This is a genomic window from Paenibacillus contaminans (genome assembly GCF_003285015.1).
In the GTDB taxonomy this organism is placed as follows: Bacteria; Bacillota; Bacilli; order Paenibacillales; family NBRC-103111; genus Paenibacillus_V; species Paenibacillus_V contaminans.
Map to the genome: position 1 here is coordinate 88,074 of NZ_QMFB01000011.1, position 22,616 is coordinate 110,689.

16 protein-coding genes are annotated in these 22,616 nt (G+C 52.6%); 2 read left to right on the forward strand and 14 right to left on the reverse strand.

Translation table 11 applies throughout. The features are described 5' to 3' along the window. Window positions 1-958: 958 nt before the first annotated feature. The 6 genes from DQG23_RS19290 to DQG23_RS19315 form a co-directional block, all read right to left on the reverse strand. Window positions 959-1,366, reverse strand: coding sequence for a DUF6855 family protein (locus DQG23_RS19290; protein WP_113032514.1), 408 nt, complete (start codon window positions 1,364-1,366; stop codon window positions 959-961). Window positions 1,367-2,195: 829 nt separating this feature from the next. Then, window positions 2,196-4,931, reverse strand: a complete 2,736-nt coding sequence (locus DQG23_RS19295) for a carbohydrate binding domain-containing protein (RefSeq protein ID WP_113032515.1) — start codon at window positions 4,929-4,931, stop codon at window positions 2,196-2,198. A 246-nt stretch (window positions 4,932-5,177) separates the two neighbouring features. Continuing rightward, window positions 5,178-6,023 carry a carbohydrate ABC transporter permease gene (locus DQG23_RS19300; RefSeq protein ID WP_113032516.1) on the reverse strand — a complete coding sequence of 282 codons (846 nt, stop codon included), beginning with the start codon at window positions 6,021-6,023 and terminating at the stop codon, window positions 5,178-5,180. 12 nt (window positions 6,024-6,035) lie between these two features. Continuing rightward, window positions 6,036-6,935 (reverse strand): carbohydrate ABC transporter permease, encoded by a 900-nt coding sequence (locus DQG23_RS19305; protein ID WP_113032517.1) that lies wholly within the window; start codon window positions 6,933-6,935, stop codon window positions 6,036-6,038. 193 nt (window positions 6,936-7,128) lie between these two features. Further along, window positions 7,129-8,517 (reverse strand): extracellular solute-binding protein, encoded by a 1,389-nt coding sequence (locus tag DQG23_RS19310; protein WP_113032518.1) that lies wholly within the window; start codon window positions 8,515-8,517, stop codon window positions 7,129-7,131. Window positions 8,518-8,875: 358 nt separating this feature from the next. After that, on the reverse strand, window positions 8,876-9,769 hold the full coding sequence (locus DQG23_RS19315) for a nucleoside hydrolase (protein WP_158560593.1): 894 nt from the start codon (window positions 9,767-9,769) through the stop codon (window positions 8,876-8,878). 246 nt (window positions 9,770-10,015) lie between these two features. Here DQG23_RS19315 and DQG23_RS19320 point away from each other — a divergent pair, with 246 nt between their 5' ends. Then, on the forward strand, window positions 10,016-10,762 hold the full coding sequence (locus DQG23_RS19320; RefSeq protein WP_113032520.1) for a helix-turn-helix transcriptional regulator: 747 nt from the start codon (window positions 10,016-10,018) through the stop codon (window positions 10,760-10,762). 160 nt (window positions 10,763-10,922) lie between these two features. On the opposite strand, the gene DQG23_RS19325 is transcribed toward DQG23_RS19320, so the two are convergent. The 8 genes from DQG23_RS19325 to DQG23_RS43000 form a co-directional block, all read right to left on the reverse strand. After that, window positions 10,923-11,195 carry a hypothetical protein gene (locus tag DQG23_RS19325; protein ID WP_113032521.1) on the reverse strand — a complete coding sequence of 91 codons (273 nt, stop codon included), beginning with the start codon at window positions 11,193-11,195 and terminating at the stop codon, window positions 10,923-10,925. Window positions 11,196-11,605: 410 nt separating this feature from the next. Continuing rightward, the gene (locus tag DQG23_RS19330; RefSeq protein WP_113032522.1) at window positions 11,606-14,365 is read right to left on the reverse strand and encodes an FG-GAP repeat domain-containing protein; all 2,760 of its coding nucleotides are present in this window, start codon (window positions 14,363-14,365) and stop codon (window positions 11,606-11,608) included. A 138-nt stretch (window positions 14,366-14,503) separates the two neighbouring features. After that, entirely contained in the window at window positions 14,504-15,328 is an 825-nt protein-coding gene (locus tag DQG23_RS19335; RefSeq protein ID WP_113032523.1) for a carbohydrate ABC transporter permease, read from the reverse strand. A gap of 11 nt (window positions 15,329-15,339) precedes the next feature. Then, window positions 15,340-16,221 carry a carbohydrate ABC transporter permease gene (locus DQG23_RS19340; RefSeq protein ID WP_113032524.1) on the reverse strand — a complete coding sequence of 294 codons (882 nt, stop codon included), beginning with the start codon at window positions 16,219-16,221 and terminating at the stop codon, window positions 15,340-15,342. 36 nt (window positions 16,222-16,257) lie between these two features. Further along, window positions 16,258-17,688 carry an ABC transporter substrate-binding protein gene (locus DQG23_RS19345; RefSeq protein ID WP_113032525.1) on the reverse strand — a complete coding sequence of 477 codons (1,431 nt, stop codon included), beginning with the start codon at window positions 17,686-17,688 and terminating at the stop codon, window positions 16,258-16,260. A 170-nt stretch (window positions 17,689-17,858) separates the two neighbouring features. After that, window positions 17,859-20,108, reverse strand: coding sequence for a helix-turn-helix domain-containing protein (locus DQG23_RS19350; protein ID WP_113032526.1), 2,250 nt, complete (start codon window positions 20,106-20,108; stop codon window positions 17,859-17,861). Window positions 20,109-20,717: 609 nt separating this feature from the next. After that, window positions 20,718-21,371, reverse strand: coding sequence for a Fic family protein (locus tag DQG23_RS42995; RefSeq protein ID WP_238177941.1), 654 nt, complete (start codon window positions 21,369-21,371; stop codon window positions 20,718-20,720). Further along, entirely contained in the window at window positions 21,298-21,846 is a 549-nt protein-coding gene (locus DQG23_RS43000) for a Fic family protein (RefSeq protein WP_238177942.1), read from the reverse strand. The genes DQG23_RS42995 and DQG23_RS43000 overlap by 74 nt, the downstream gene beginning before the upstream one ends. 322 nt (window positions 21,847-22,168) lie before the next feature. On the opposite strand from DQG23_RS43000, the gene DQG23_RS19360 reads away from it, so the two are divergent. Continuing rightward, window positions 22,169-22,588, forward strand: a complete 420-nt coding sequence (locus DQG23_RS19360; RefSeq protein ID WP_113032527.1) for an HD domain-containing protein — start codon at window positions 22,169-22,171, stop codon at window positions 22,586-22,588. Window positions 22,589-22,616: the final 28 nt, after the last annotated feature.

Here is a 22,616-nt window from a genome sequence, read left to right on the forward strand (position 1 = left end):
GTATAAAAGCAGTCCCCTGCCCGGCAAACCCCGGAATGTGCAGAACATTCCCCGGGAATTTGCAGACGATCGATTACAAGCTCCCTCCTCACTCGTCGCTTGCATGCGCTGCAGTCCGATTTGGCCGAATTGGAATCGAGTCCGTATTCATCGCCTCGCCCTCAGTCCGAAAATGCCCACTTGAAGCGACGTTTTGGCTCGGCACGCCGGTAAATCCATTCTCCAAGCAGGCGAATTCGGACTACAGCTTAAGGGGAAGCTCGATTCCTTGCTCCAAGCAGGCAAATTCGGACTGCAGCGTACGGAGGGGCTCTTTGGCAGGCTTCTCGATTTCGTTCCTTTGCTCAGGCGTTAGGGAGTTTTAACGGAAGCTGCAGCCCTTATCCTGTTTGAAAAGGCCATTTCCCCAATCTAACGGAAGTGTCTTCCCTTATTAAACGGTTTTCTTGTAAAAGGGTACCAATCGATCACCAATAGCGGCGCTCCGTTCCGTTAACATTTCAAAACCGCCTTTTCCGTCAAAATAGAGGCAGTGGCTTCCGTTATCGAAGCAAGCCCGATTTTCGAACCCAACCGAATAGGAAGGCTGCCCCTGTCGTTATCAAACGGAGCAAGTGTCATCGCTTACGAAATCTATCGGTTAAGAGCTGAAAGGCTGCTAGCGATCGCGCATTTTCGTAAAAAAACGGCTTCGCCGTCTTAAACGATTTCGAAGAAAGCGACTTCGTAAGCATGAGCTGGGACTCACCAACAAAAAGGCCGGCCGCTCCCAGCTTTACAGCTGGAAACGACCGGCCTTTTCAGGTCGAACGGATGGCTTACAGCGCCTCTCCGCTTATTTAATTTACTCCTCTATCCGACAGCTGATAGGCGCAGCATCCGCATTCGGATCGAGTCCTTAGCCTTTTTTCTTCACGCGAAGCTCCCGGCACGCGGTGCTTGGCGTCACTTGCCGGCCCTACAAAGCTCTCATCCGGTTATTCCGCGGATTGTGCTCCACCTCGGCGAGCCCGATCTCTTCGAGGAGCGGAGGCACATACATGCCGAAACGGCCGCGAAAGCCTTTTTTCAAGCCGTACCAGCCGCCTACAGGGTTATTTTCGGAACGGCCCCATGCTTCCACCGTGCCTTCTTTGGCAGGCTTCTGCTCGTCCGCGCTGCCAAGCTCCATCCAATCCCCATGCGCTTTAAGCATCGCATGCAGATCGGCAATGCAGCGGTAATCGTAATGGAGAACGGTTTTGCCCACCGTGCAAACCAAAATGTTTTTGCCGTCTTTCTCGTCTTTATACATTTCGAAGTCGGAAGATTGAGGCGGCGTCTTCAACTGCCACGGGTTTTCCTTCGTTCCTTTTGCTGCGGACATGTCATCGCTCCTTCGACAATATAACTCCCTCGTATTATACATTATTTATTTGGGGCGACAAATCGTCCTCCTCTCTTCCAAATATAGCTTCCCTTCAGGCTTCCTCTTAATACAGGAAAAGCCGTTGGCGGCATCAAGCAGCATTTCAACTCTTTTACTATAGATTTGATAAGGGGCGTAAGGTTTTTGATTGTGTAGCGGATAGCCGTCGCCATCAATCCGAAAACTTCAGAGCTGCAGATACATACTCCAGCCCCTGACGACTTGTGTCCTTAAGACTAGCAAGGAATAGGCTACTGTTAGTACGGCAAACCTCACTCAAAACTCGTGTTCCGGCGACTTAATGAGGAAAACGAAACGATCAGTAAGGCAAACCTCACTATCGCTCGCCGAAAACCCGTGTGTTCCAGTGCCTTAATGAGGCAAATGCAACTACTAGTGATAGTTGCGTTTGCCTCACTGTTTGGCGAAAACGATCGTTTCACCGGCGGAATAGTGAGGACAGCCTTATTAACAATAAGGTATTCCTCACTATGCGCACGCTCCATGTCTAATCATTACGATTTCCGTGTTTGTTTTCGTAATCATGCCTTCATCAATAGTTAGTTTTAGACTTGATCGCATACCGATACGTTAACCCCTCTTGATCCAAGGTTTGCTGCCCGATTTGTCTTGAAGAGCCCGTATTTGATACTCTACTAGTACCCTGACCGCATCAATTGCAAGGTTTGGGTGCTATTGTGCCTCGTAAGAACCATCGGTTTGCGGACAGACAGCACTTTCATGACATGTGTGGGCAGCTAGCCTTTGACTATATGCGGTCAAGGCACTAGTCATCTTCGCCATGCTGCTTGGGAGCCTTCCCCAGCATAAAAATGGCCGTCTCGCCGCGCTTCATCTCGACCTGGAACTGCCGGAGCTTTTTGCCGACGGAGCGGTTGGCGATAATTTCGTACACGTCCGTCGCGTGCGGCAGCTTGATCGTTTTTACGCCGTCCGTCGCCGCATGAACGCTGATCCACGAACGGTTCGCTTCCAAGTTGTCGTAAGAGTCCGTGTAGAGATGGACGCCCGCCTCTTCGTAAATGCGCCGCAGCAGCGGTGCCGCAATCGGAGGCGCAGATACATAGACGGAGCGCCAGCGGGCAAAATCGCGCGCGACAACCGCAGGTTCGCCGCCCAGCGAGGCGGTTCCCCATACTTGGGCTCCGGCAGCGTCCGGGCGGAAGACCGGATCCAATTTCATATCGCCGTAAACGGTCGTCGCCCCCGGAAACAATCCGGCGTCCAGCCGGTATTGGACCGGCAGCTCCACGGGGACTCCCGTTTCCCTTTTGATAACGATGTCGTCAACCGACAAAGCTCCGCCGTTATGCAGCCCCCAAATCAGATAATAGTCTTCATAACCTTTCAAGGTGAACGTAAACGATTTTGTGTAAGGATCGCCCGGCGCATCCGTCCAGTTATTGACGCCGACATCCTGCGCGACTCCGCCCGATTGCGTTCTGGCCAGGAAATAGAAGCTTCCCGCGGCGCTGGGCGATGCGATGGTTTTGGCTTTGAAGGTAACGGTGTAAGTGGCGCCCGGCTCGAGCTTGACCTTATTCGTGTCGGTATACAAAAACTCGTGCCAGTCTACCGTCTCGGCCGATGTCCCGTAAGCGGAGTAAGCGCCTTCGATAACTTTGTCCGGATCCGTAACGATCGCGCCGTTGCCCGGGAACTGGCCGTCCGTATAATCGGATTGCGGGAAGCTTCCGCCTTCAAAGCTTTCCTGCCGATCGTCGGCTGAAGGCTCCTCCGCCGCAGGCGGCACATCTCCGCTGACCTGGGTGAAGTTGATCCCCGTCAAGCTCTGCATGTTGGCCGTGGACAGCCCCGTATCCGAAACGAAGCCCGGCGCCCATGTCCAAACCAGCGTCCGTCCGCCTCCCTTGAGCGCTTCGATCGCCGCCCGCTGCGAGCTTGTTAAATAGAACGTATCCATGAAAATGTAAACCTTATAGTCTTTCGGCACCAAGCCCTGTTCAAGATCCTCGATCAGATACCGGTCGAACGGCGCTCCCGCCTTGCTGAGCTCCCCGAGCCCCTGCGGCCGGGTCGTCGACGGTCCTTCATAAAAAGCAGCCGACACGTCCGTTTTGCCGCCCAAATAAAACTCGCTCTGATTGGAGGAGATGACCGCCACCTCCGAGCTGCGCTGCCGGGACAGCTTCATCGAGTAGTCGCCCCATTTTTTCAGGTTTTTGAACTCCGCGGCGAAGGCCGGATCGTTATACCATTGCCCTGAGGAATGGTCCATGTACCACATCCCGGTCGCATGGGTGACCGCTTGCCCGAACGCCCGGCGGATCAAGCCCAGCGACTCGTTCATGTTGTTCGCAAGGACGAACGAAGTACCCGGCGGCGCCAGATGCGTCCGGTCGTCCGCTTCGTCGATGAACAGCTTGCCGTGGAGCGCCAGGCTGGCCGGGTAGGTGCGAAGCGCCCCATCATCCCCGGGCGCACGGCGGTAATACGAATGCGGCGAGGTGAACAGATCTACGTTCGTCAGGCGATGCGCCAGCGCCGTCGCACGGTGATGCACCTCCTGCGGCATGTAACTCATGTCCGGACTGTACCCGTACAGCACGGAGGTCAGCAGCTTCCTTCGGCTCTCGTCCTTGACGATGCCGGCGAAATAGTCGATGGCGTCAACCGGCGCTTCCTGGTAAGCCTCGTAATAATCGATAACCCGCTTCGACACCGTCGGGTCGCGGAACACGCCGACGTCGCTCGCGCTCCGCTCCTCCGCAGTCGGAACCGTCACGGTGTCGAAGGTGACGTCAGGATCGCTCCATGCCGCGCGCAGCTGCGCTTGGTCATTGTTGTACTTCGTCCGCAAATATGCGATGAAGGCTTGCCGCATCGGCTCGCTTGTATCGGGCAAATATTCGCTGTTCCAGTTATGCCATTCGCCGAACATGCCGCCCGCAAGCGTCAGCCCGAGCAGCCGGTTCGCATACGGTCCGTCCAGCAGATGGCGGACCACCTTGCGCAGCGCTTCCCCCGCTTCCTGCCGCCAATGCTCAGACGCCAAGGAAGCGTCCTTGGTCACCGCGTTCGGATCCGGCGGCTGCACGGCATAGTCAAGCTTCTCCGATTCATGGGAGGCGAGCCACCATTGCGGCGCCCACAAATGAATGCGCGGCAGCGCCAGTCCCTCCGGCACCCGTTCGACGAACGTTTGCATCACGCGGTCTATGGTCGCGAAGTCCTGCTGACCCGGCCCGATCCAGCCAAGGTCGAGAAAGCTCGTTTTTTCGATGAAGGAATACAGGTTCACGTTCGCGTCGTGGAACACTTGCCCGTCCTGCTGCGAGATTTCCTGCTCGAACAGGAACATCGGAAACTCCGGTTTGCCGTTTACGAACAGCGCCGGCGCTCCCTTGTAGTCGCCGACCTTCACGTTAGCCGTTTTTTTCTTGGCGCCTTCCTCTTTTGCCAATCCTTGTTTTTCCGGCAGTACGGTGCCGGCAAGCAGCAAGACGGCCGCCAAAGCCGCGAGAATTCCTCTTTTTCGCATTTCGCATTCATCCCTTCTAATCCGTTATTAAGGATAACCGGCTGTACAGTTCCGAACGCTTTGGAAGTAAGCGAATTCGTAAGCATAAGCTTTGTACGAGCACGTTTACCGGAAATTTGAACAAACAACGGAGGAGATGCGTTCCGACAATTCTAGATGGCCTCCTAAAATTGCATGTGATTCAGATGTAAAGCTTTGTAATCGTAATGTCCTCTACCGCCAAGCTGCCTCCTTACGCTTGCTCCGTCATCCCTTGATACCGCCCATCGTAAATCCGGAAATCAATTTTTCCTGCATGACCGCATACACAAGCAAAACCGGAATCACAGCAATCCACATCGCCGCGAACAGGACGGTGTAATTCGAGCTGTATTTCTGCTCCTCCACCAAGTAGGACAGCCCGACCGCGATCGTGTAGCTGTTCTCGTTCTGCAGCAAAATCAGAGGCTGGAAATAATCGTTCCAAATGCCGATGAACGCAAACGTGCCGACCGCGATCAAGCCGCCTCTGGCCAGCGGAAGCATAATGGACAAAAATACGCGGAAATGCCCCGCACCGTCCATGAAAGCTGCCTCCGCATACTCCCAGCTGATCCCCTTGAAGAACGAGTACAGCACGAGCATGTAAAACCCGATGCCGCCCGTATAACCGATCAATACGCCCAATTGATTAAACAGGCCCAGCTTCTGCATGAGCAAATACCAAGGGCCGAACGTGCCGACGCTTGGAATAAGGAAACCGACGATAGCCAAGCTGTAGACGATGCCGGAGCCTTTGAATTTATATTTCGCCAGCACATACGCGGGCATCGCGGCAAACATGACGGACGTAAACGTGCCGATTGCCGTTATCCATACGCTATTGAAAAAAAACCGTCCGATTCGGGCCGATTCCCAAGCGTCCGCGTAATTTTTCCACTGCCACTGCCGGGGCAAGGACCAAATGTCCTGGAAAAACTCCTTATTGCTTTTGAGCGAATTGATCAGCATCCAAATAAACGGATAAATCAGGCTGATTGCGTAAGCCAACAATAACAATTCCAAAAGTAAAATCACGGCTTTATGAAACTTTCGCCGGCCGGCTGTGTCCAATTTGCTCCCTCCTCAATATTCCGCCGTATCGTAACGCTCCGTCAGCCACTTGACGCACCAGACGACCATGAATCCGATTATCGTAAAAATGATCCCGTACGCCGACGCCAACCCGTAATTGTTCCGCTCGATAACGAGCCGGTACATTTCCAGTCCCACTGTCGTCGAAGCGTTGAACGGCCCTCCGTTGGTCAGCAGCATCGGCTGCAGAAAAATAGAAAACGCCCCGCTCGTCGATACGATAATAAGCGTCGATAGCGTCGGCCAAAGCAGCGGGATGACGATATGGAACAATTCCTTCCAAAAGCCGATCCCCTCCAGCTTTCCGACTTCGAAGTAATCGTGGGGAACGCGCTGAAGGGCGCCGGTCAGAATGACGTTGTTGCCGCCGATCCCCGCCCACACGCAGAATGCAAAAATGGAAGGCAGCGCCGTATGCGCGTCGCCAAGCCAAGCGCGTTTCCAGTCCGGCAGCCCGACCGCTTCGAGCAGCCCGTTGACGATTCCCTGCGTCGGATTGAGCGCGAACGAGAAAACCATCGTAATGACGACAATCGAAATAATGGCCGGAAAGAAGTAGACGATCCGGTAAAAACGGGCGAACGGCACTTTATGATAGAGAACGACCGCGACGACCATCGAGAACAAAATGACGATCAGATTAACGGGAATAAAAAGAACCGTGTTCACGATGGCCGAGCTCCACACGCCGTCGGTATTCATGGAGCGGAACGCGGAAGCATAGTTGTGAAAACCGTTCCACGCTTGTTTGCCTGTGAGCGGATTCCAGGTTTGAAAGGAATACAGCAGCGTTTGGATCTGAAGATACAAGCCGAATACCAGATAATGAATCAACGGCCAAGCCAGCATAACGGTTATAAACAAGCTTCTTTTCGAAAACAGCCCTTTCATCGGGGCAGCCTCCTTTCCTTTTTTTCGCTCTAATCGAGGGAGAGGGCCGACAAACGTCGTCAGCCCTTCACTCTCCGATCCGTTTCGCTATTCGGTTTTTGTCAGTTGCCGATCATGCGCCTAACACCTTGCTGTTGCGATCGGTTCCCGGCGACACAGTCTTTCGCTGCACGACGGTAGTCGGCCGCTTTTATTATTTTGCTTTCAGCTCGTCTTGCTTTTCCTTCCATTTTTGCGGAGCGGCCTTTACGTTCATATCGATGACATCCTGGGCCGATTTTTGACCGGACAGGATGGCGGCATAAGCGTCGACTCCCGGGCTTTCGCCGATGGATTGCGGCGCATAGTTCAGCGTCAAGTTTTTGTAAGCGGTCGTCACTTCGATGCTGCTCTTGGTGAAGTCCGAAATTTTCAGCCCGTCGACGGAATATTTCATCGCTTTGGCCGAACCCGTCAACTCGGTAAATTTGCGGTTGGCTTCCTCCGTCGATGCGAACAGCAGGAATTGCTTGGCCGTCTCGATATGCTTGGAGGCGCTCGGAATGCCGCCGAAGCCGAGCAAATCGACCGGGATGACCGATTCCTTCACGACAGCGTCCGCTGCCGGAGGAATCGGCGCCATTCTCATGACGAACCCTTCGGGAATCGAATCCTTCATTTCATTTTCCAGCCAGCCTCCGTTCGGGATCATCGCGGCGTTTCCGCGCAAAAACTCCATCTGCGATTCCGTATGGTTGAGCGCCAGCGAGCCTTCGAGGAACCATTTGTTTTTCACCATTTGTTCCACCATGCCGTAAGCTTTTTGGAACGTCTTGTCGCCATACAGTACCGGAATTTGGTCCTCCTTCGTATTCGTGAGCTTCTCGAGGAATTCCGTGCCGCCATATTGCAGAAGTCCGCTGATGCCGATCGGCTGTACGTAACCCGGATATTTGCCGGGATATATGAAAGGTGCGATGCCCTTGGCTTTGATCTTTTCGACAAGCTGCTCCATCTCTTCCCACGTCTTCGGATATTGCCAGCCGTTTTGTTCGAACATCTTGACGTTGTACACGATGCCGCGAGGCGACGCCGCCCAAGGCACGCCGTATATTTTGCCCAGCACCTCCATCGACTGGTTCACCAACACGTCGGCGGATTGCTCGATCGTTTTGCCGTTCGGCAGCTTTTCGTTTTTGTATGCATCGGTGAAGTCGACCAATTTGCCGGAAGGCCCCCACATTTTCATAAAGCTTGCATCGACAAAAGCGACGTCCGGTACGTTGGTGCCGCTATTCATTCTCGGCTGCAAAATGTCGTTCATTTTCGGACTGCCTTCCAGCTCTACCGTGACGCCCGGATACTTGGCCTCGAACTCGCTTTTGAGCCATTTAAACCAGGAATCGCCGTACCCTCCCTGGAAAAATGCGACCTTAATCGTTTCCGGCACTTTCGAAGGTTTCTGCGATGCTTCCGATTGTGTTTGTTCGCCGCTTTTTGTCTGAGCCGGCTCGTTGTCCGTTCCTTTACCCGCGCAGCCCGCGAATACGGACGAACCGATCGCCAGCGCAGCCAGAGACAATACCGTCTTTTTCTTTACCATTCTTTACACCCTCCTAATTTGTGTTTACGGAAAAAAGCTTATATGTCATCCCCAATATGCAGGGACAGACCCCGATTGCGGTACGCGGGGTGCGATGCAGGGCACGATCAGCGGTTAGCGGTACGCAGGGCGGTGGCAGTGCACGCTTAGCAGTGCGTTGTATGCGGTGCTAGACACGATCAGCGGTACGCGATTTTCCTGCATTGTTATCGCTTTGCGGTACGCGACGTACCGTACTTTTTCTCGCTTGGCTATATGCGATGTACCGTGCTGCTTCTCGCTTGTCTATACACGGTCGTACCTGTTCGTGCTTAGCTATACGCGGTGCTGAAGCAAACTCGCTGCGTCATTTTCACCGTCACCGCAGCGCCCTGTCCATAAACAAGCTCATCAGCGCTTTCTCATCCACGTCTACGCACACTTTGACGTTCGGTTTGTCCGGGAGCCTCTCGCCAAGGGGCGTTTCGAACGTAAACGTCATTCCCCGCGTATGCTTGCCCGCCGTCTCTACCTTCACAAGCCTATCCTCGAGCTTCACAAGCTTGGGATCGATCAAGGTAGTTAGCGGGATGACGTCAAACAGGACAATCGGGCGTTGAATCCCCACCGCTTGCCAGCGTCTGATCAGCTTCGCGATTAACAGAGAGGAAGGCGTCCGGTTGGATTCCGCATGCCGTGCCGCTTCCTCTGCCGGGATGCTGCATTTTAGAGAAACCTCAAAACCGGAAGCGATCAGAGGGATGCCTGAATCGAACACGACCTCGGCGGCCTCCGGATCGGCCACGATATTCCATTCCCGATAGTGATAGGCATAAGCCCCTCCCATGAGGACAATGCTTTTTATTTGGGATTTGAACGAGGGGAATTTGCGTATCGCCAGAGCGAGATTGGTCATAGCGCCGATGGCGATGATCGTGACTTCGCCGGGGTAACGCTGAACGAGCTCCATAAGCATATCTTCCGCCCGGACATCGGAGACCGCGACAAGCGGTTCCATTTCGCCGCCGTACTGGTTGGGTAAGTCGTCTTCGCGCCAAGCGCCCGTAAGGGGAGCATTTGACCCCGACGCGACGGGAACGTCCTTCCTTCCGCAAACATTAAGGATGCTTCGGGCGATCGCCGCCCTCTGCTCCGGCAGCCTCCCGACCGTCGTAACGCCGACAAGCTCGACCTCCGGCGAACGAACGGCCATAGCAAGCGTAAGCGCATCATCGATATCTCCTCCTATATCGGTATCGATAATAATTTTCATGATTCGGTTCTCTCCCATCCGACAATTCGAACAGCATAAATTGAAACCGCTTTCAACAAGCGACCTCATTCGATATCCAACAGTGGATTAATCCTTGAAATCCAACCGTTGACTCTCTTTTTCTGTTCTTTTTATTTGGTTTGTTATAACGAAAGTATAGTGCGATTTGCGCAGGAGTAATATACTGATTCGTAGGAGTTTTTATATTTTTCGGCTTTCTCTAAATCGGAGAGGGGAGTTTCGGGCATGAATCTGTCAATCGATTTTTTTCAATCCGTCACGCGGGAAGGTGACTCTTATATCGGATTTCATTCGCATACGGGCTATGAACTGGTCTATTACGTGAACGGGTCGGGAGAGACGCAAATCGCGGACAAAAAGCATGCATACGAAGCCGGACGTTTTGCCGTCATTCAACCGGGCGTCCGGCATGACGAGCTTAGGCGAACCGATACGGACGTGATTTACCTTGTCTTTTTTTACGATAATACGGCGGTGCCGCTCGAAACCGGTTTTTATTACGATCACGACGACGGAAGAATCAAGCTGCTGTTGGACCGGATGTCCATGGAGCTTTCGAGCAAGTCGAGGTACTATAATATCCAGCTTCATTGCCTGCTGACCGAAATCATTGTCGAGATCGGCCGCATGGCCAACACGCCGAGCGTTGAGGAAGCGGACCATAAGCTGGCGTATGCCAAAAGCTATATCGAGCAATATTTTTGTGAAAAAATGGATTTGTCCGGGTTAGCCCGGACGCTGGGCTACAGCTACGACTACTTTCGGCATATATTCAAAACCTATACCGGATACGCCCCCATGCAGTATGTCGTCCAGCAGCGAATCGAACGGGCCAAGCAAATGCTGATCCAGAGCGACAAGCCGATCACCACGATCTCGGTCGAATGCGGCTTCGCCAGCACTCCCCAGTTCTGCACGATGTTCAAAAAGCAAGTCAGCGTCAGTCCGAGGCGATTCCGGACGATGCAATGAGCGTCGAATACTCTTCCATCAACGATAGGTGAAGGTAATGCGGTACTTCGCCGATATTTTTCCGCAATGTCATGAACATAGGGATTCCATTGGAGTGGAAATACACCCTAACGAACGATGCATACCGGCATTAGGCTGCACTTACCCAGCTTGTGACACGTTAACGCAACTCGTTAGAATGGCGACTAATGCAACCGTTATTCTTACCTGCTTGCCGCTCTCTCTCGTCGCTTGCAAGCACTGCAATCCGATTTTGCCCGCTTGGAATCGAGTCAGGCTTCCCTTCCCCGCATGTAGTCCGAAATCGCCTACTTGCAGCGGGCATTTTGCTCGGCACACCGGTAAATCCGTTCTCCAAGCCGGCAAAATCGGACTCCAGCGTAAGGCGAACCTCGGTTCCGTGCTGCAAGCGAGCTATTTCGGACTCCAGCATATAAAGGAGCCCCAAAGGCAGCGTAAGGAAAAACGTCCATGACCCTTCGGGTCACAGGCTACGATAAAAAATCGGCCGGTGTTCGCGCATTTTCGCAAGGATAAACGGCTTCGCCGTCCTTAAAGGACGAGCGTGTTTACCGGGAATTGGAACAATCAGCGGAGGATATACTTGCTGACAATTTAAAAAACGGCTACTCCGTCCCTTATGGGCAGGCGCGTTTCCCGGGGTTTAGGGTCGCTACCGCGATATACTTTCCTATAAACCAAAAGGGACGTAACGTAAAGTTACGCCCCAACACCCTGCAGAAAGTCACACTCCGTATCCTTTCCCTAACTATAAAATCCCGATAATTTCGTTTCCCGGCGATCGCGATACGGCAAGATACTATAAGCTCGCCGCAGCCTGCATTACGCCGACTCCACCCAAACCTCCGTCACCCGCGGACTGTTGCCGCCGTTGACGGCGCCGAGCGCCAGACGGTACTGCACCCAGCGGCCGGCTTGCCGCACATCGGCTGCAGACTGGCCGTTCTCGAACCACGCTTCCGCGGTGCCGTCCGGCCCTTGCCACGCGGCTTGCTCCAGCTCCTCGCGGCTGTCCGCGAAGCGCAGCTGCGCCTTCACCCACGTTTTCGGCTGAAGCTCAGCCTCCCAGCCGATGCTGGCGGCCCGCTCTCCCTCCGGAAGCTCGTGCGCGCTCGACATATAAAACTCCTCCGGGCCGCGGTCGACGATATTGCCCGGATCGACGGACATCATGCCGTGCGGGCCCATAGTCGGCAGCTTCGTCATCTTCTTCGGCGAGAAGCCTTCCGGACCGTTCCACATGACGTAGGAGTATCCGACATGATCGCCGTACGTTTTATGATTGGCGATCGCGAGATCGACCCAGCCGTCCTCGTTGAAGTCGATCGCCATCGTGCCGCACGACGAATGAGCAGGCAGCTGCAGCCGATTTTCGGCTGAGTAGTGACCGCCCGGCTGCCCCCAGTACAAGTACGCGTCGATATCGCGTTCCCGGCCGCTGTTGTAGGAGGTGGCAAAAATATCGAGAATGCCGTCCCGGTTGAAATCCGCAATCGTCAGCGCATTCGCGGTATGAGCCGGAAGCTGGGCGCGGCGTTCCTCGCGATACCCATCGGGTCCGCCCCAATAAATGTAGATGTACGACTCGTACTTCGCGTTTTTGCCCATAACGAGATGGCCGCCGACAACCAGATCGAGCCAGCCGTTGCCGGTCAAATCGGCCGCCTGCGCGCAAATGCCGCCGTCGCAATTGAGACGAGTCGAACGCTCCATCGAATAACCCTCGGGTCCGCCCCAAAGAATATAGCTGTAGCCGAAAATTTGCGACACGAACAAATCCAGCCAGCCGTCGTTGTTGAAATCCGCCGACAGCATCCATCTGGGCTCGCGGTAAGCGATGCCGACCGGGTCCTCATACGAATGCAGCGCCTTGACCGGGATGTACTCCTTCATGTTCGGATCCATTAAAATGCGCTGCGGATTCGCCGTATCGAAGCCGTCCGGTCCGCCTCTGAAAATGAGCAGCTCCGGGTTGCTGACGCCGACGACCGCCAGATCCAAATAACCGCTGTGGCGGAAATCGCCGATCGCGGTGCCGTGCGCGCGCAGCGTGGGGAAAATCTGTTTTTTCTCCGGATCGAAACCGTCCGGCCCGTTCCAATAAAGGAACGATCCCGGGTCGAGATGCGGGGCGTTCTCCGCGCAGTTGGCGATAAACACGTCGCCCCAGCCGTTATCGTTGAAGTCGCAGCAGATCGAATCGACGGCCGCCCAGCCCGGAAATTCGATGCGGCGGTTTTCATCGAAGCCGTCGGGACCGCCGAGAAACGCGTAAGCCGACACGTCCCCTCTGACCCTGCCCGAGACATGGTTGATGAAAATGATCTGAGGATGCTCGGCGTCCGAAGTCCGTCCGATCAAAGCCGTCGCAGCGTCATGCGTCACCAGCCGAATCGGATCGGCGAGTTGAACCGTTTCGCCTTCCACCTGCTGCGACACCCGATAAATCAACGACTCCGTCGTGTTCATCACGTCCGTCCGGCCTTGGCAGATGACGATCTCCGGCACGCCGTCGCCATCCAGATCGCCGATGCTGACATCTCGCGCACTGATCGTCGGCAAGGCCGTCCGCCTGTTTTCCCCGAAGCCGGCCGCGCCGCCCCAGTAAACCCAGGACAGCTCGTTCGCATCCCGATCGGCACAAACGGCGAGGACGATTTCGTCATAACCGTCGCCGTTCAGATCCGCCGCTCCCGCGGAGACGACATTCCGGCAGCCGATCACAAGCGGCTCGCCGATCGTCCGGTCGCCGCCGCAAGGATAAAACGCCGCCGCATCGTTCTCCTGGCGGAACAAGAACGGCTTCCCGCCAAGCTCGACGATTTTCGGCGCCCAGCCTTCCACGAAGGTCATCCAGCCTGCGGTCGTGCTGGCCAGCTGCAAAGAGCCGGGATCGTCCCCGCCAATCGGCGTGTTGGCCGACAGCTGCAGCCCTTCGGGGCTTCCCCATAGCACAAGCGGCGGCCGCCCCTTCGTCCGCACATACAAATCGGCGAAGCCGTCGCGGTCGATGTCGCCGGCCGCCATATGCGTCACTTCCATATCCAGCGTCACGCTGTCCGTATGGCGGAAGCCGTTAGCCGTCTGATGGTAAACGACGATCTTGCCGTTGCTTGCAAAAGCGATATCCGGCAAGCCGTCCCCGTTAAAATCGCCGATCGCAACCGCCCGGCAATTCGGCACGGGCAGCTCCGTTTTGTAACGTTCGCTGAGCCCTTCCGGCGAGCCGTAATAAATATAAGCCGTCACATCGGCATGCGTGCCGTTATGCTGATTGGCGACGACGAGGTCGTCATAACCGTCGCCGTTCAAATCGCCGACCGCTCCATAATAGGAGCCGGCCGACGGCAATTCGAGCCGCTCCTCCGGGTGGAGCGGATTCGGATATACATAAACCGGAGGCCGCTCCCCCATGTCCTGGCTGTTTACGAACAAAACGTCCGCATACCCGTCCCGGTCGATATCGAAACGAAAAATACGCTGCAGTACGCCTTTACGGGACACATATAGATTTTGCCCGCCATTGCCGAAGGTTCCGTCCGCAAAATCCTCAAAGCCCCGTTCTCTCCAAACGCTACCCATGTCTTTCCCTCCATCTGTTTATCCGTCGTTCCGGCAGCTGCGATACCGCCGTTCCAATGTTATCTCGTCATTTTTCCGTTTCCGCAGCCTGGCTGCCGCCACATCCCGCTTCGCTCAGTTATTCAGTCCTTCGTTTCGCTACCCTTTAACCGCACCTACCGTCAAACCTTGCACGAAATATTTCTGAAACGACACGAAAATGATCATGACAGGCAGCGACGCCAGCACCGAGCCGGCCATGATCAGTCCCCAATCGACAGCCTCCGCATCGATCAGCGTGGCGACGCCGAGCGGGAGCGTTTTCATTTTGGTATCCTTGATGATCAGAAGCTGCCAAATATAATCGTTCCAGCTGTTCACGAACGAGAAGATCGCGATCGCGCCGAGCCCCGGCTTCGACAGCGGCAGCATGATCCGGAGAAACGTGCCCACTTCCCCGCAGCCGTCGATCCGCGCCGATTCCAGCAGCTCTTTCGGGATCGTCATCATAAACTGGCGCAGCAAAAAAATCATATAAGGCGCCGCCAGCGCATGTACGATGAGTCCGGCATACGTATTGACCAGATTAAGCCCGATCGCGATCTTGAATTGCGGAATGAGCAAAACCGCGCCGGGAATGGTCATGGCCCCAACCAACAGAGAGAATATATACTTCCCGGCGCGAAAAGGAATTTTGGCCAGCGAATAAGCAGCCATAGAAGAAATGACAATGACGGCGAACGTCGTCACGACGCTGATCGAAATGCTGTTGAACAGCCATCTTGCGGCTTCCGTTTCGAGCAGCTTGACATAATTGGCGACGATCGGCTTCAGTGGAAAAATTTCAGGCGGCACTTGATAGGCAACCGACATTTCCTTGAAGGACGAGGACACCATCCAGTAGAACGGAAACAGGAAGAACAAGGAAATCAGGCAGAGCAGCAGCTTTGACGACAGCGCCGCCAGCTTTTTTGTGTCAACCATCGCGTTACTCCTTAATACTCGAGATCGGATCTAAGAAATTTGAACTGCAGCCACGCAATCGTAACGATAATCAAGCTGAGTATGACCGCCATCGCGCTTCCCTTACCGTAATCCCCGTTGGTGAAGGCCTCTTGGTATAGCAGCAGTAAAATCGTGGAGGTCGCATAGTTCGGTCCGCCGGCGGTAAACAGCAAAATAATGGCGAACAACTGGAACGCCCCGATCGTCCCCGACACGACCACGAACAGAATAGCGGGCTTCAGCATCGGCAGCGTCACGCTGAAATGCTTCTGCCAGAACGAAGCGCCGTCAAGCTCCGCCGCTTCGTACAGGCTCGCCGGAATTCCGCCCAATGCGGCGGTTAGAATGACGATCGGCTGCCCAAGCCCGATCAGCAGCACGATGAACGTCGTCGTCACCAATGCGAGATCATAGCTCAAATAATTGATTTTATCGAAGCCTAGAGCCCCGACTATATAATTGAATAAGCCGAAATCATAGTTGAGCAAATATTTCCACATAAATGTAATGCTGACGATCGAAGTAACGGCCGGTATATAAAACACCGCTTTAAAAACACTTTGCATTTTCGATTTGAACTGACTGATCATGATCGAAATCAACAAGCTGGTTAGTAAAGAGGTCGGAACGAGCATGGCGACGATCAGCAGCGTATTTTTGACCGACTTCAGAAAGACGTCATCCTGCAGCAAAAACCTGTAGTTTTCCAATCCGGCGAACCCGGATGCATAATACGTGTACGTATAGAAGCTCGTTTTGACCGCGTCCGCGATCGGATACAAATAAAACAGGAAGAAAAAGAACAGCGCAGGAGCGACGAACAAATAGCCGTATCGTTCTTTATACAGGATGACAAGTTGTTTTTTCAGCATGGCATTCTCAACTCCACTCCGCTGTCCGTTTAAAATTTACTTTTTGGTGGCGGCTGCGTCTTTAATGATCTTGTTCGCTTTGGCGACGTAGTCGTCCATCGCTTTTTGCGGCGTTTTATTGCCGATGAAGACCGCTTGCATTTCCGGGAAAAACACCGCTCTCGTCTGGGAATACCCGTCGATGTCGTAGGAAAGGTCAAGGCCGTTAATTTTTTTCGTATCGGTAACCGCTTTGGAAAGCCATACTTTCTCCGGATCCGGCGTCGCGCCCAGAACATCCCTTCCGTATACGTCGAAGCTGCCCATGGCAAGAATAAACTCCGGATCTTCCGTCGTCGCGAACTGAACGAACTTTTTGGCGTATTCGATCTTATCCTTGTCCTTGTTGTTGAATACCACGAACTGCCCGACTCCCGGCACGATGACGCCTTTATCCTTCTCGACGCTAGGGAACGGAACGAGCATCATTTCGAAATCTTCCTTGATCGTGCCGTCGGCTTTCGCTTTCCGCACCGTATCCATCGTCGTCGTATTGCCTAGTGCTATTACGGTTTTGCCCTGTACGAAATAGTCGTTGCTCATCGATGCAGGTCTTGTTTCCGGATTCGGGTAAACGAGCTTCTTGTCCACCAGCGATTTGACCCATTCGATCGCTTGCACGTTCTCTTTGGAATTCATCACCGTCGACGAGCGGTCATCCGCATACTTTTTGCCCCCGAAGCCGGCCATAAAGCTGTGATACAGCATATCGCCCTGCTCGTTCAAGCCGAACAGCAGCATCGGATAAAGATCCGGACTTTGCTTCGCTTGATAAGCTTTGACGGCTTGCAGGAACTTCTCGAATTCGTCGAACGTCCAAGTGCGCATATCGCCTTTCGGCAGCAGATCGCCCGCGCCGGCTTTTTCGGCCAGCGACTTGTTGATAAGCAGCATCGTAGCCCCGATCCCTTGCGGGTAGCTGAAAATCGTTCCGTCCTGCAGAGAAACGATTTTCAGCAGATCCTTCGGAAGTTTGGCCAACTGCTCTTGGGTCAGCAAATCGTTCAACGGAACCGTATAGCCTCTTTTCGCATAATTGGTCGTACGCCCCGGATAATCGTTCAGGATATCGGGAGCCGTGTTGGAAGCGAGCGCCACGTTTACTTTTTGGTCGCCGCCGTCATAGGGTATGATTTCAAGCTTTACTTTAACGTTCGGATATTTTTTCTGGAACTTCTCGACCAAATTATTGTTGTATTCGCCGGGCTTTTGTCCGGGCAGGCTCAACACGGGATACGTCCAAAAAGTGAGCTCCACGTCCTTCGGCTTCTCCGTGCCCGGGCTTGCGCTCGCCGCGGTTCCCGCCGACGGGGAGGCCGATCCCGCTGCGCCCTTGCCGTCACCGCTGCCGCCGCAGCCGCTTAATACCGATACGGCCGATAAAACGGATGCCAGCACAAGCCCTAATCCAAATCTTCTCTTTCTCATTGACAACCCTCCAGGTTTATGGTGAGAAGGCGCTTCGCTTTAACAGCGCTTTCATAGGCACAGCTTAGCTTGATATCCGGCCTCACGACTATATAGAAAAGTGGGACCGCTCTCGAAAAAACGGCTTTTTTCACCCTTAAAAAACGGATGTTTGATTTTTATAGATCCCGTTATCCGCGGAATTTGCCCGGCGACATGCCGTATGCCCCCTTGAAGCACAGACTGAAATAGTTTGCGTCGCTGAACCCTACCCGCGAAGCGATCTCGTTTATTTTCAGATCCGTTTGCTGAAGCAGCGATTTGGCCTCCTCCAGACGCAGCGAGGATACGAATTGGGAAAAGTTTTTGCCGGTTTCCTGCTTGAACAGCTTCGAAAAATAATTTTCGCTTATAAACAGCTCCTTGCAGATGCTGCCGACCGACAGCGTGCTGTCCGCATATCGCTCCCGTATGATTTCAATTGCTTTCGTGATCGTCGCGTTCATCTGCTTCTCCTGCTCGTTGCCGATCAACAAAGCTGCGGCTTGCAGGAAAGCGCCGAACTCCTGCTTAAGCTCCTGCGTATGCCCCGGACGGGTAACCTTCTCTAATGATGGAATGGGAGACGGCGAGGCGTCGCTGCTCCGCAAATCGATGCGGTAGCTGTTCATCATGCGCAATAGTTTAAAATAAATGTTCGTAATCGTGCGTACCATCGTCTCGCGGCTGACAAACTGCTCCTTGAACAGGGTGAACAGAGCTTCCGTTCCTGCCAGCAGTTCTTTTTCCTGCAAATATTTAACGGACTGAACGATTTCGTCCTCCATCGCGTCGAGCTGCTCGTAGTTGTAGTCGTTCACCTGAATGTCGCTCATATAGATGATCTCGTTGGCGCCGAACAAATGCTTGTAGCGAAGGGCCTCAAGCGCCTCATTGTAGGAATCGTGCATTTTCTCGTAAGCGCGGTAAGAACGGCCTACGCCGATGGCGGACGAAATCCCTTTCCCATCGTACATGGCTTCATGCAGCCGAACGATAAGCTCGGCCTCCGTATCCTGCACGACAGCGACGATACGCCGGTTATCGAGCACATAAAGCAAAGCGGCGGAACCCGCGGCGATCAGCTTCTCTTGCAAAAATAACTCCAGCTCATCGATGGAGACCGGTTCGCCGCCTCGTTCGTTGATTTCGATGACAATGGCGCAGCCGCCGATGTCTTCGTTCGGCAGCCCCAGCTCCGCCGCCTGAGCGCGGTACTCGTCGTTCGAAACTCTGCCCAGCAGCAGCTTGCCGATCAGCCGCTCCTTGCGGAGGGGGATGCTGTTGCGGAGCGTGTCCACCATCTGATTGAAATTGTCGGCGAGAACGCCGATTTCGTTGTGCGGCATACGCTCCATTTTGACGTTCAGGTCCCCGCGCCTTACACGATTCATCGATTTAATCAGCTTGCCGATCGGCTTCACCAGCGATTGGGACAGGAAAAATGCGATCGTCACGACCCCGCATAGAATGATTAATATTAGATACATGATGATTTTTTTGATATAGGCGACGTCTTTATAGATCAGTTGCTCCGGCACACGGTTGATTAGCGTATACGGATAGCCTTTGTTCTGCAAATGCGTAACGAAAAACGATTCGCCGTTCAGCTCGGTCGTGAAGGACGGCCCGTTCTGGATACGGGATTGAATATTAATATCGTTAACCGTGCCGCGCAGCTCTTTATCCGCATCGGATGCGATCATACCGTGCGAATCGATCAGCCTTGTCGATTGGAGGGCCGGGTCTTGGAACAGAATTTTTTCCAGCGCTTCCTTCTTGATGCTGACCGCGATAATCCCGATGGCCTCCCTGCCGCGCAGCTCGTTAATCGTTCTGATCAGCAAAATATGATCGCGGTCTTCCGAATATTTGCCCGAAAAGTCGATGTACAAGCCGCCCTCCCGTTCGTCCACTTCTTTGCTTAGAGGCGTGCCGTAGTACTTACTGAGCAGCTCCTCCAAGCTTCTGCGCTGATTCGCAATCGTATATTTCGTTCCGTCCCTATCCATCATGACGATCGATTGGATTTCGGAATAGGTTACGTTGACGTCGAACATTTTGGCATACAGCACGTTGGTCAGGTCGAAGCGCTCCTGCTCCGTAAGACCGGCAGGCTTAAGCAGCGTCTGCGCCGTCGCGTCGTAAGCGAGCGTGATCATCCGGTTTGCGTATTCGTCGATTTTCAGATTGATCCGGTCGGATATGTTCTGCAAGGAACTGAGCACCGCCCGGTTCTCCTTCTCCGTAATGATTTTCTCGGCGACGCGGATCGTAATGCCGGAGAATACGGCGATAATCAGCACCGATAAAAGGATGTACGTGAACACCAAAACATTCCGCAAGGAAAAGACCGCGGTGTATGATGTCCGGACCGCCGGTTTTTTTCTATTTTCGCGCATCCTTACCCTCCCCCGTCTCTATGAATGACTTTACTCTGATTATAAAACAATCCATATGGAAGGCGAACGGAAACCTGGCATAAACGGTATCGCTTGCACGAGCACGCAGCTTCCGGCATTCGGTGCTCGGTCACACGACGGCTATCGAATCCTGCGGTCCGATAGAGCCGTCATCCATATATCGCCAGACAGATAAGAGCAACATACGGTCGACTTCGCGAAGCTGGAGGATCATGCAGACGCTTTGCGGTAGAGGACGTATTCTTAAGATTCCTTAGCGACGTCTCTGCCGTTTGTCCCCCGCACGAAAAGGCAATCGCTCTACTGTCACGGTTCGATTCCACGCCCCGTTGCATACCGGAGCTGTAGGGGGAATCGGCGAGTGCCATATGATGGCGCTTTCATCTTTTTAGATTACCGTCCTAAGCGGCCAGCAGACCATATAAAATTGTGGCGAAAATCTATATTTTCCTGTTCATTTTCTTGAAAAGGCGGGGGTTCGGGGGATTTGGGGACTCTCAATCCTACATTGTTTACATGGCATAAATGCATTTAGAGCACTGATCCCCTTAGAGGAACAGTGCTCTAAATATAAGACAAACGCATAGCTTAATCCACGATGCAAACGATATATTCCCCTCGGTTATGACCTGGTTTTATAATTCCCAAGTCTTTCAGTTTTGAAATGTTTTTTGCAATGCTGGAGGGTGAGGCCTCTAAGATATCATCAAACAGTTGTCTATGGAATACCTCTCCGTCTTCCATTCTGCTGATCAACTCGAACATTGTTTTGGCATGCCCTCTTCCCAACAGTTCACGAATATGTTTTATCTTATCGTAACGTTGAAGTTCTTTGAGTACTTTGGTAAGAGAAGCATTCACGCATTCAAGATAGAATAAAATGAAAGGTTTTAGGTTTCCTTGTGTTGCAGCCATTAGTGTATCGTAATAATCCTCAATTCTTTTATCGAAAAATTCTTCAACACTAAATGCGTCCTTAATTGTAACAAGATCGGAGTGAATTAAGCCAACCAAAGTCGAAAATGCCCGAGCCGTTCTTCCATTACCGTCAGGAAACGGGTGAATATTACCTATTAAATGATGGGTGACCCCAGAAATGATCAATGGATGTACTTTCATTTCATGATTTACTTTCTCCGTTTCATAGGGGCTCGTAAATCCGGTAACGCTAGTGTACAACCAGGAAAAGTAGGCTTGCAAGTCGTGGGACTTCATTAAAAGCTGGAGGCTGATAACTGACATGCCCGTCGCCATCCTGAAGCGCTACCGGAATATTTCTGTAACCTTCCGGATAACCGGTTAAGTCATCCATTAACGTATAATGTATTTTTCTTAATACAGGCTCATCCATGTCGGCAAAATCTTTGTACGGGTCTAAACTGTAAATGTACTCATAGGTTTGAAAGACGTTCTTGACTTCTAATTGTGCTTTTTGTTTTATAGTAAGCGGTTTTTTTTTGTAGTTTTGATAAAGTTGCTCTACTTCCTTGAACTCCAGTTTGTTCTGTTCAATTTTCGTTGTGAAATGAGCTGTTCTAACTAAAGAGTTACGCAGGATAGAGGGTTTTAAGGGATGGCTTTTTAACCCCAATCTAGCTAGTGCCCCTATATTTCTCTCCGCCTCTAGAATAAGTTGCTGTATTTCATAGTCATAGGGATTCAGATCTGGTTTATAGACTAAACGTCCTTCTGTAGTATCAAAGTGCTCATAAGCCAAAGTTTACACCACCTTTTTACACCTAAAAAAGCTTTACTATCAATGTTTTCTACTTATTTAAAGTATAGTTAATTACACTTATTGTGTAATCTTTTTTCGTCAATAAACCAGCCCATTTAAATTGGATTTTTTATTATAAATTTGGGATATGGATGATAACTTACATAAGATAACCGTGTCTTCCAGGGTACCTGTCGTTGAGCTTTTGATCCCGAACCCCATCTTTTATTGCTTAAAGATACGTTCTAAACTAATACCAAAGCAAAACGGCTCTAGGGGACGGATGGTTATAGCATATACTTTGCATAAGGAGTGGCGCCGAATGAGTACGTTGGAAAAAGCGATAGCTCTTGCCGCACAAGCGCATGCAGGACAAACGGATAAGGGAGGTAATCCCTATATACTCCATCCGCTCCGGGTGATGATGAAATTGCAAACGAATGAAGAACGGATCGCAGCGGTATTCCACGATTTATTTGAGGATACTACCGTGACTCCTCAGGATTTGGAAGAGAAAAGCTTTACGAGGGAAATTATCGATGCCGTTCATGCGCTGACCAAAAATAAAGATGAAAGCTACGACGAATTCATAGCCCGAGCCAAGAACAATAGCATCGCACGAAACGTTAAAATCGCCGATATCGAAGATAATATGGATTTGTCCAGAATCCCCGATCCGGCTGAAAAAGATTACGCCCGGGTTGAGAGATACCGGAGAGCGTTGAAGGAACTGTTGTCGTAAAATCCGGTGAGAAGGCTGCATGTCCATG

Bases quoted from the DNA above. Each gene is read 5' to 3' on its own strand.
- DQG23_RS19290 (WP_113032514.1), bottom strand. From the start codon at position 1,366: ATGTCCGCAGCAAAAGGAACGAAGGAAAACCCGTGGCAGTTGAAGACG.
- DQG23_RS19295 (WP_113032515.1), bottom strand. From the start codon at position 4,931: ATGCGAAAAAGAGGAATTCTCGCGGCTTTGGCGGCCGTCTTGCTGCTT.
- DQG23_RS19305 (WP_113032517.1), bottom strand. From the start codon at position 6,935: ATGAAAGGGCTGTTTTCGAAAAGAAGCTTGTTTATAACCGTTATGCTG.
- DQG23_RS19310 (WP_113032518.1), bottom strand. From the start codon at position 8,517: ATGGTAAAGAAAAAGACGGTATTGTCTCTGGCTGCGCTGGCGATCGGT.
- DQG23_RS19315 (WP_158560593.1), bottom strand. From the start codon at position 9,769: ATGAAAATTATTATCGATACCGATATAGGAGGAGATATCGATGATGCG.
- DQG23_RS19320 (WP_113032520.1), top strand. From the start codon at position 10,016: ATGAATCTGTCAATCGATTTTTTTCAATCCGTCACGCGGGAAGGTGAC.
- DQG23_RS19325 (WP_113032521.1), bottom strand. From the start codon at position 11,195: ATGCTGGAGTCCGAAATAGCTCGCTTGCAGCACGGAACCGAGGTTCGC.
- DQG23_RS19330 (WP_113032522.1), bottom strand. From the start codon at position 14,365: ATGGGTAGCGTTTGGAGAGAACGGGGCTTTGAGGATTTTGCGGACGGA.
- DQG23_RS19335 (WP_113032523.1), bottom strand. From the start codon at position 15,328: ATGGTTGACACAAAAAAGCTGGCGGCGCTGTCGTCAAAGCTGCTGCTC.
- DQG23_RS19340 (WP_113032524.1), bottom strand. From the start codon at position 16,221: ATGCTGAAAAAACAACTTGTCATCCTGTATAAAGAACGATACGGCTAT.
- DQG23_RS19345 (WP_113032525.1), bottom strand. From the start codon at position 17,688: ATGAGAAAGAGAAGATTTGGATTAGGGCTTGTGCTGGCATCCGTTTTA.
- DQG23_RS19350 (WP_113032526.1), bottom strand. From the start codon at position 20,108: ATGCGCGAAAATAGAAAAAAACCGGCGGTCCGGACATCATACACCGCG.
- DQG23_RS42995 (WP_238177941.1), bottom strand. From the start codon at position 21,371: ATGTCAGTTATCAGCCTCCAGCTTTTAATGAAGTCCCACGACTTGCAA.
- DQG23_RS19360 (WP_113032527.1), top strand. From the start codon at position 22,169: ATGAGTACGTTGGAAAAAGCGATAGCTCTTGCCGCACAAGCGCATGCA.